Raw genomic sequence first — 7,452 nt, forward strand, 5'->3', positions numbered from 1 at the left:
TTGACGGTGCGACGGTGGTTGAGCACGCAGTCCTGTGAGGCCCAGCGCCAGTTTGGATTGCAGGCCATCGAAAAGGTGCAGAAGGGGACTTGGGGAGTCCGGAAGTGAGTCTCGAAAAGCTCGTAGAGGCATTCGCTCAGCACTCCGCAGCCCAGACCGATGCGATTTGGCGGGGAGACGCGAAGACCGGAAACAAGCACGCCAAGAAGGTGAACGCGGCATTCGACAAGCTGTGCGCGTATGGCAACCCTGGGAGGGATGCCCTCGCAGCTCTGTTCATGCATCCTCGCATGGACGTTCGAGTCAAGGCGGCGGCCTTCCTCCTTCGCCATGGAACGGAGGAGGCCAAAACCGTCTTGAAGGATGCAGCACAGGGGGAGGGCCTTGTTTCCTTCGCGGCCTCCGAGGCGTTGAAGCGCTGGGAAGAAGGCACCTGGTCCTTGGACCCTGGTTAGGACGTCTTCATTGTCGGTCGGCTTGCACGCGCTTCTCGGCCCTCATTCAAGAGGAGGATTGTCCAAGGAGACGCTGTGGTACGTTCGCACCGATGGTACCCATGGCTGCCAAGGTCGATGAAGCATCGGCGCTGTTCTTCCAGTTGGTGGCGACGAACGTAGGCGGCACCGGGACGCCGCAGACCGACTTTGCCCCCCCAGCAGCTCCTTGAATTGGTCCGCATCGCGCGCAATGACGCTCTCCATCAAGGCGCCTCTGCCCGCCACCTCACCACCAACGCAATCCGCGTCGCACTTCTTCTCGAGGACGCGCTCATGGCTCAGGTCATACCTCAGCGTGTACGGCACTTCATGGTCGCGAGCCCCCCCCCTGTGCCGAGTTGTGGCAGCCGCTCGGGGTGGTCCGTCATTCAATGCTGGCGAACTCGTTCTCGTACTTGCCCAGGCGAGACCTGGCGCCCACATCCGTCCAGTACGTGTACTTCTCGACCAGGGACCTCGGCGCCCTCCGCGAGCGGTGCCTTTCGGCTGGCGCTACCGCGGTGACGCCCGTCGAGCACATGCCGTGGGGCGAGACGCTGTTCTATGCGGTCGACCCATTCGGCAATCCCATCGCGTTCGTCGAATCCGGCACCGAGTTCCTCGGTGGCCGTCCTGCACCGTGACAGCCGTAGGACAGTGGGCGCTTTATGAAAACGAAGCAATGAGGTTCAGCAGAGCACACACGTGAAGGGAGCTCTATGTACTTCGAGCTTGAAGTAGAGATTGGACAGAAACACGGCGTCATGGAATGGCCGAAAGTACCAGATGGTGTTTTTGGATTTCAGGCTGGTGATTTGATTACGGTGCCAGTGCCTGAGCCCGTTGAGTTCCTCGTGAACAATACCGGCGCACACCCCCCTGCGGACTTTGTAGCCAGCTTCATGCCGTTGTTTTCTGATCGTCTGGTGGATGCATTTCGCCACGCCGGTGTAGACAACATGCAGACGTTCAAGGCGATACTCAGAAATCCAGTCACCGGTGAGGCTTGGAATTCCTACAAGGTGGTCAATGTGTTGGGCAGGGTTGCGTGCGCAGATCTTGATAAATCGACTTACGAAGGCCCTGGCGGGACGGGCTATGAATTCAAGGAGTTGGTGATTGACACAGAACGCGCAAATGGTGCCCTGTTGTTCAGGCTTGCTGAGAGTCAGGGCATGTTGATCGTGAATAATAGCGTTTTGGACCACATGTACGATGAGGACGATGAGCCCAGGTTTGATGGTGTCGATTTCATTCCCATCAAATCTGCGTGCAATGTGTAGGGCATTGGCGGTCGCATTGTGCGGACCTTCGCTTCGGTGAGACTGGCCTGTGCTTGTGTGTTCGGGCCGGGCTTGGACGGCCCCGCGCGCTCGCCGCCGAGCGCCGCTGGCAGGACGTAGCCGCCGAAGAGCGCTAGCGGCAATGCACGCTACAGGAGGGGCACACCCCTCTTCCCCTGCGCGTGAAGGCGACGAGCTGCTCGTCGTTGCAACTCCCGCAGCGTACCCGCGCTCTCCCAGCCACACGTCACCAGGGACTCCCGTCAGCCTCCCACGGGCTCCTCGGGAGCCCTTCGAGACCGGGGAGCTCGGGTCGCTTCGGCCACCTCGCCGGGCCACGTCCCTGGCGGCTGGGCGCCTGGCCATGGTGCGCTCGGCGGCCTTCCTCACCTCATCACCTTCACCGTCATCAGCGTCGATGGCGGCATCACCACGCAGCGCCGGGAGGTGACGGTGGACCGCACCGCGCCCATCCTCCGCGTCCTGTCCCCGGCTCCGGATGAGCCCCAGTCCCCGGTGGTGGAGGTGCGCTCCGAGGTGACGGACCTCAGCCCGGTGCGGGTGACCGTCAACTGGGTCAACAGCACCGACGTGGGCGCGGGCACGAATGTCGCGACCAACACGGTGACCCTGTCGAACCCCGGGCACAACGTCGTGCTCGTCCGGGCCACGGACGCGGCGGGCAACACCACCGAGCAAGTCGTTCTCGTGCTCGTCGAGTAGCGCGAAGTGAAGTGCGAGCGAGGTTCACGACTCATCGCGCAGCGCAGATGAACTGAGAGGCGGCGCCGCCACAGTGGGCGTGTCCTCCGCGGCGTGTCGTCCAGGGGCTGCGCGAGCGTCAGGCAGGGCAGGAGGAGCGACAGCAGGACGGAGCGGTTCGCGTGGGAGTGCATGCGCGCGGGGCACCTCGTCAGCGCACGGCGCGCGCGGATGCCATGCCATCACCTCCGTTGCGGACTTCATGCTGAACGGACCCCGCGGCCATCTCAGGGGCCCCCTGGCGGCGGGGGGCCGGAGTCACTCCCGTAGCTCGCTGTTCGGAAATGTCGGGGGTTTTGACGCCACAAAAGTCCCGACATTTCCGAACAGCTACCACCGGGCTGCGCGCCCGACCCACAGGAATGTAACGCGGTAGCCTGTTCGTGGCGTAGGCACAGAGGTTGGCGCGTCATGGGTGCAGGTGAGCCCGTCGAACAGTTGGACCCGGAGCCTGGTGCGCACCCCGAATCCATGCTCACGGCCGCCCACCACATGCCGCGCCAGGAACTTCCCTACAAGGACCTGGGCGCCGACTCCTTCGAGCGCTCCGGCAAGGCGCAGCTCGCCAAGCGGCGACTACGCCCAACAGCCTCCGGCTGCTTGCTTCATCCTCACGCCGCTATCAGCCGGTGCGGCTCACTCCACTGCGAAGTGATAGTTGGAGCCGTAGTTGTTGTCGTAGCGCACGCAGGAGCTGCGGTCCGTGTTGCGGAACCACATCTCCAGGTGGCGGGCGCCGGCCGGAGCGGTGATGGCCGCCGGCACGGACCTGCCGGAGCCGGTGACGACCGTCTCCTGGATGGGGCCGTTGTCGAAGCGGTACTGCGCGACAATCGCCCAGGCCGGGCCGTTGTACGTGGCGCGGCACTCGGGCAGGCGGGCCACGTCGTAGTTGACGATGAACTCCTGGCCGGCGCGCAGCGTGCCCGCCACGGGCTCGTCCCAGTTCGCGTTGAAGGAGAGGGTCGGCGCGCCGATGGGGAAGTGGTAGTTGCTCCCGTAGTTGGAGTCCCAGGCCTGGCAGCCCTGGCTGGAGATGTCGAACCACATCACCAGGGCGCCGCTCAACCCCGCGGGGAGATGCAGGGTGCGCTGGGAGGGGTTGCCGTCCGGCGCGTGGCCGGCCACCCAGAAGCTCACCACCGGGCCGCGGTTCACCTGGACGTGGCCAGTGATGGTCCAGGTCGGGTCGCCCGATGAGGTGGTGCCCCGGCACTGCGGCAGGCGGCTGGTGTCGTAGTTGACGACCACCGCGCCGCCCACGGGAATCAACTCCACCGACGGCGTCTCGTTCCAATACCCATCGAAGGTGATGGCGGTGGGGGTGGTCTGCGCCGCGGCCGTGGAGGCCAGCAGCAGCAGCGGCAGGAGGGAGGGAAGAAGTCGACGGACCAAGATGCGCTCCTTTTGAGCGGAAGTGGGACTGGGCGCGCTATCCCGCTCCCGCACATCAGGTCAATGGCCTGGCGCGGGACTTCCGCGTCTTGAAGGCTTGGCGCCTCGCGACGCATCCGGCGGCGCCGCGGGTCCGTGTCATTCTCCTGGACCCTCGGACTGTCGCATTCGAACATGCCCGCTGAAGCCGCTGCCCGCCAGCGGGGTCCTCTTCGACCAGGAGTTCTCCGGATGACATTCATCTCGGACCGTTCGTGCGTCGTCGTCCTCCTGCTGCTCATGGGGGGCTGTGGGACGGCGAAGCGGGTGCCGGCGGGGCGCTTCGAGAGGGGCTCTCCGGAGGGTGAGGCGGGGCGGGACGCGGTGCACCGGCGCCCGCCCAAGGCCATGCGCCGTCGAACCCATGAATGATTGGAGTCCCCGATGATGCTCTTTCGAATCATCCTCCCGGTTGCCGACATCGAGCAGGCAACACGCTTCTACGCTCAGGTGCTTGGCCTTCCCGGGGAGCGCGTCTCCCCTGGCCGGCACTACTTCGCCGCTGCGGACGCCGGCGGGGCCGTGCTTGCATGCTACTCGCCACGTGAGGATGGCGATGCCGCCGAACACGGCGAGACCTGGCGCCCACATCCGTTCCAGTACGTGTACTTCTCGACCAGGGACCTCGGCGCCCTCCGCGAGCGGTGCCTTTCGGCTGGCGCTACCGCGGTGACGCCAATCGAGCACATGCCGTGGGGCGAGACGCTGTTCTATGCGGTCGATCCATTCGGCAATCCCATCTCGTTCGTCGAATCCGGCACTGAGTTCCTCGGTGGCCGTCCCGCGCCTTGACAGCTCGGCACGCGGCCGTGGCGGGTTGAGGCCAACGAACTGAAGGCGCGGCTGGCGCGGGGAGCGTCCCTTGCGGAGGGGGCTGCGCCCGCGTGCCTCGTGCCAGGGCGTGTGCGGGAACGGACAGCGACAGCGGGCGGCCCCGCGGGACGATGGCCGCGAGGGGCGAGGGATGCCGACTCATTGGCGCCACGGGTGCCACCGCATGCCTTCTCCCCAAGCCCACAGCTTCCGAGGCCCGCGCCGGGCGTGGACCCTCGCTGTCCGGGGCGCGCTGCTGTCCGTGCTGTGGGCGGTGCTCGTGGAGGCCCATCCGGAGGGGCTGTGGGTGGGGCTGGTGGCGGTGCCGCTGGCGCTGGCGGCGAGCCTGGCCTTGTCTCCACCGGGCCCCACGGGAGTCCGGTGGTGGGCGCTGCTGCGCTTCCTGCCGGGCTTCGCGCGGCGGGCGCTCACCGGGAGCGTCGACGTGGCGTTTCGGGCGCTTCGGCCGGGGCCGCCGGTGTCGCCGGGGTACCTGGACGTGCCGGTGTGGCTGCCGGGCCTGCCCTCGCGCGTGTTCCTCTCCAGCGTCGGCAGCCTCATCCCGGGGACGCTCGGGGTGGACCTGGACGAGGGCCGCCTCACGCTGCACTTGCTGGACGCGCGAGCGCCCGCGCGCGAGGCCGCGCTGGAGGAGTTGCGCGCGCTGGAGCGGAGCGTGGCCGCCATCTTCGGCGTCGCTCCGGTGGGAGGGCCGCGGCCATGAGCGCGTTCTTCCTGGGCGTGGCGGTCGTCCTGCTGCTCAACGTCCTGGTGGGCCTGTGGCGGCTGCTGCGCGGGCCCACGGCGGCGGACCGGATGGTGTCCGCCAACCTCTTCGGCACCACGGGGGTGGCCATCCTCCTGCTGCTGGCGGAGGCGGAGGAGCGTGGGCCGCTGCGGGACGTGGCGCTGGTGCTGGTGGTGCTGGCCGTGGTGTCCACCGCCACCTTCATCACCCGGCCACCGGCCGCGCCCGAGGAGCGGCCATGATGGCGCTGGCGCGAGACGTCCTCTCCACCGCGCTCGTGGTGCTGGGCGCGCTGTTCTTCACCGCGGGGACGGTGGGGCTGCTGCGATTCCCGGACGTGCTGTGCCGGCTGCACGCGGTGTCCAAGGCGGACGGGGCCGGGCTGGGGCTGGTGGCGCTGGGGCTGCTGCTGCGCGCGGAGTCCGTGGCCGCGGCGCTGAAGGTGCTGGTGGTGTGGGTCCTGGCGCTGGTGGCGAGCGCCGCGTCGGGGCAACTGGTGGGGCGCTTCGCGGCGCGGGCGTCCGGACGGGAGCGGCCATGGACGCGGGACTGATGCTGGACGCGCTGCTGGCGCTGGCGCTGCCGCTGCTGGTCTGGCGGGCCGTCTGCGCCCGGGACGTGTTCCAGGCCTGCGTGGTGTTCATCGCCTACGGGCTGCTGCTGGCGCTGGCGTGGGTGCGGCTGGGCGCGGTGGACGTGGCGCTGGCCGAGGCGGGGCTGAGCGCGGGCTTCACCGGCGCGCTGCTGCTGGACGCGGCGGTCCGGCTGGGGCGCGCGCGGGAGCGCCCGATGGCCTGGAGGCCCTGGGTGGCGCTGCCGTGCGCCGCCGTGGGGGGGCTGCTGCTGTGGGCCCTGTGGACGCTGCCCGCGCCGCCCACACGGCTGCCGGAGCTTGTGCGCGAGCGCCTGCCGGACAGCGGCGTGAAGAACCCCGTCACCGCGGTGCTGCTCAACTTCCGCGCCTACGACACGCTGCTGGAGGTGGGGGTGCTGTGGCTGGCCGGGCTGGCCGCCTGGGCCGTGCTGCCGGCGAGGCCCGCGGGCCCGGCGGACGCGCCGGTGGACGCGGGCCCGGTGCTGCCGGCGCTGGCGCGGCTGGGCGTGCCGGTGGCGGTGCTGGTGGCGCTGTACCTCCTGTGGGTGGGCAGCCGCCTGCCGGGCGGGGCCTTCCAGGCGGCGGCGCTGCTGGTGGGCGCGGCGGTGGTGCTGCGCGTGTCGGGCAGGCTGCCGCCGGTGGTGGCGGACCGGTGGCCCATGCGCCTGGGGCTGGTGGCGGGCACGGCGGTGTTCCTCGCGGTGGCGGTGGGCGCGGGCCTGGCGGGGCGGTTGCTCGAGTATCCGCGCGACGCGGCCTATGGGCTCATCGTCCTCATCGAGGTGGCGGCCATGGTGTCCATCGCGCTGGTGCTGGCGGTGCTCTTCGCCGGACGGCGGGACGTGCCGGGGACCTGGCGCGGGGAGGCGCCACGGTGAGCGCGGTGACGCTGTACCTGGGCGCGGCGGCGGCGGTGGTGGCCGTGGCCCTGTACGGGCTGCTGGCGCGGGAGCACCTGGTGCGCAAGCTGCTGGCCGCCAACCTCCTGGGCAGCGGCATCTTCCTGGTGCTGGTGGCCGTGGGGCGGCGCGTGGAGCCGCCAGACCCGGTGCCCTCCGCGCTGGTGCTCACCGGCATCGTCGTGTCGGTGAGCACCACGGGCTTTTCGCTGCTGCTGGCGCGGCGGCTCCACGAGGAGACGGGCAAGGCGCACCTGCCCGAGGACGACGGCCCGGGCGGCGGCGTCGCGGGGTGACATGGCGGCGGACCTGTCGAGCGCGTGGGTATGGGGGCCGGTGGCCCTGCCGCTCGCCGCGGCGAGCGTGGCCTTCGTGGCGCGCCGGGCCGGGCCCGCGGTGGGGCTCTTGACGTCGGGGGCCCTGTGCGCGTGCGCGGCGGGGC

Annotated in this window: 12 protein-coding genes; 11 read left to right on the plus strand and 1 reads right to left on the minus strand. The window is 69.2% G+C overall.

Annotated features, from left to right (window positions below):
• The first annotated feature begins 104 nt into the window (after window positions 1-104).
• The 4 genes from HV826_RS31215 (at window position 105) to HV826_RS31230 (ending at window position 2,482) form a co-directional block, all read left to right on the plus strand.
• Complete coding sequence (locus tag HV826_RS31215; protein WP_176420710.1) at window positions 105-455, plus strand: DUF2019 domain-containing protein; 351 nt, start codon at window positions 105-107, stop codon at window positions 453-455.
• Window positions 456-868: 413 nt separating this feature from the next.
• Window positions 869-1,120, plus strand: coding sequence for a VOC family protein (locus tag HV826_RS31220; RefSeq protein ID WP_176420711.1), 252 nt, complete (start codon window positions 869-871; stop codon window positions 1,118-1,120).
• A 75-nt stretch (window positions 1,121-1,195) separates the two neighbouring features.
• A complete protein-coding gene (locus HV826_RS31225) occupies window positions 1,196-1,759 on the plus strand; it encodes an imm11 family protein (RefSeq protein ID WP_176420712.1) in 564 nt (187 codons plus the stop codon).
• A gap of 453 nt (window positions 1,760-2,212) precedes the next feature.
• Window positions 2,213-2,482 (plus strand): hypothetical protein, encoded by a 270-nt coding sequence (locus tag HV826_RS31230; protein ID WP_176420713.1) that lies wholly within the window; start codon window positions 2,213-2,215, stop codon window positions 2,480-2,482.
• A 675-nt stretch (window positions 2,483-3,157) separates the two neighbouring features.
• On the opposite strand, the gene HV826_RS31235 is transcribed toward HV826_RS31230, so the two are convergent.
• A complete protein-coding gene (locus HV826_RS31235) occupies window positions 3,158-3,916 on the minus strand; it encodes a DUF6209 family protein (protein ID WP_176420714.1) in 759 nt (252 codons plus the stop codon).
• A gap of 231 nt (window positions 3,917-4,147) precedes the next feature.
• Between HV826_RS31235 and HV826_RS31240 the strand changes: the two genes are divergently transcribed.
• The 7 genes from HV826_RS31240 to HV826_RS31270 all read left to right on the plus strand — a co-directional run bounded on the left by HV826_RS31240 (window position 4,148) and on the right by HV826_RS31270 (window position 7,306).
• Window positions 4,148-4,327: a hypothetical protein gene (locus HV826_RS31240; RefSeq protein WP_176420715.1), complete on the plus strand. Its 180-nt coding sequence runs from the start codon at window positions 4,148-4,150 to the stop codon at window positions 4,325-4,327.
• Between the two features lie 12 nt (window positions 4,328-4,339).
• Entirely contained in the window at window positions 4,340-4,747 is a 408-nt protein-coding gene (locus HV826_RS31245) for a VOC family protein (protein ID WP_176420716.1), read from the plus strand.
• A gap of 205 nt (window positions 4,748-4,952) precedes the next feature.
• On the plus strand, window positions 4,953-5,492 hold the full coding sequence (locus HV826_RS31250; protein WP_176420717.1) for a Na+/H+ antiporter subunit E: 540 nt from the start codon (window positions 4,953-4,955) through the stop codon (window positions 5,490-5,492).
• Window positions 5,489-5,758, plus strand: coding sequence for a monovalent cation/H+ antiporter complex subunit F (locus tag HV826_RS31255; protein WP_163786957.1), 270 nt, complete (start codon window positions 5,489-5,491; stop codon window positions 5,756-5,758). The genes HV826_RS31250 and HV826_RS31255 overlap by 4 nt, the downstream gene beginning before the upstream one ends.
• Complete coding sequence (locus HV826_RS31260; protein WP_176420718.1) at window positions 5,755-6,069, plus strand: monovalent cation/H(+) antiporter subunit G; 315 nt, start codon at window positions 5,755-5,757, stop codon at window positions 6,067-6,069. Before HV826_RS31255 ends, HV826_RS31260 begins: the two co-directional genes overlap by 4 nt.
• The gene (locus HV826_RS31265; protein WP_176420719.1) at window positions 6,054-6,989 is read left to right on the plus strand and encodes a hydrogenase subunit MbhD domain-containing protein; all 936 of its coding nucleotides are present in this window, start codon (window positions 6,054-6,056) and stop codon (window positions 6,987-6,989) included. Before HV826_RS31260 ends, HV826_RS31265 begins: the two co-directional genes overlap by 16 nt.
• Complete coding sequence (locus HV826_RS31270; RefSeq protein WP_176420720.1) at window positions 6,986-7,306, plus strand: NADH-quinone oxidoreductase subunit K; 321 nt, start codon at window positions 6,986-6,988, stop codon at window positions 7,304-7,306. The genes HV826_RS31265 and HV826_RS31270 overlap by 4 nt, the downstream gene beginning before the upstream one ends.
• The last annotated feature ends 146 nt before the right edge of the window (window positions 7,307-7,452 follow it).

Source organism: Myxococcus sp. AM010, from assembly GCF_013372585.1.
Lineage (GTDB): Bacteria > Myxococcota > Myxococcia > Myxococcales > Myxococcaceae > Myxococcus > Myxococcus vastator.

Coding starts and splice junctions, on each gene's coding strand:
- HV826_RS31225 (WP_176420712.1), top strand. CDS start 1,196: ATGTACTTCGAGCTTGAAGTAGAGATTGGACAGAAACACGGCGTCATG.
- HV826_RS31240 (WP_176420715.1), top strand. CDS start 4,148: ATGACATTCATCTCGGACCGTTCGTGCGTCGTCGTCCTCCTGCTGCTC.
- HV826_RS31260 (WP_176420718.1), top strand. CDS start 5,755: ATGATGGCGCTGGCGCGAGACGTCCTCTCCACCGCGCTCGTGGTGCTG.
- HV826_RS31220 (WP_176420711.1), top strand. CDS start 869: ATGCTGGCGAACTCGTTCTCGTACTTGCCCAGGCGAGACCTGGCGCCC.
- HV826_RS31265 (WP_176420719.1), top strand. CDS start 6,054: ATGGACGCGGGACTGATGCTGGACGCGCTGCTGGCGCTGGCGCTGCCG.
- HV826_RS31245 (WP_176420716.1), top strand. CDS start 4,340: ATGATGCTCTTTCGAATCATCCTCCCGGTTGCCGACATCGAGCAGGCA.
- HV826_RS31250 (WP_176420717.1), top strand. CDS start 4,953: ATGCCTTCTCCCCAAGCCCACAGCTTCCGAGGCCCGCGCCGGGCGTGG.
- HV826_RS31255 (WP_163786957.1), top strand. CDS start 5,489: ATGAGCGCGTTCTTCCTGGGCGTGGCGGTCGTCCTGCTGCTCAACGTC.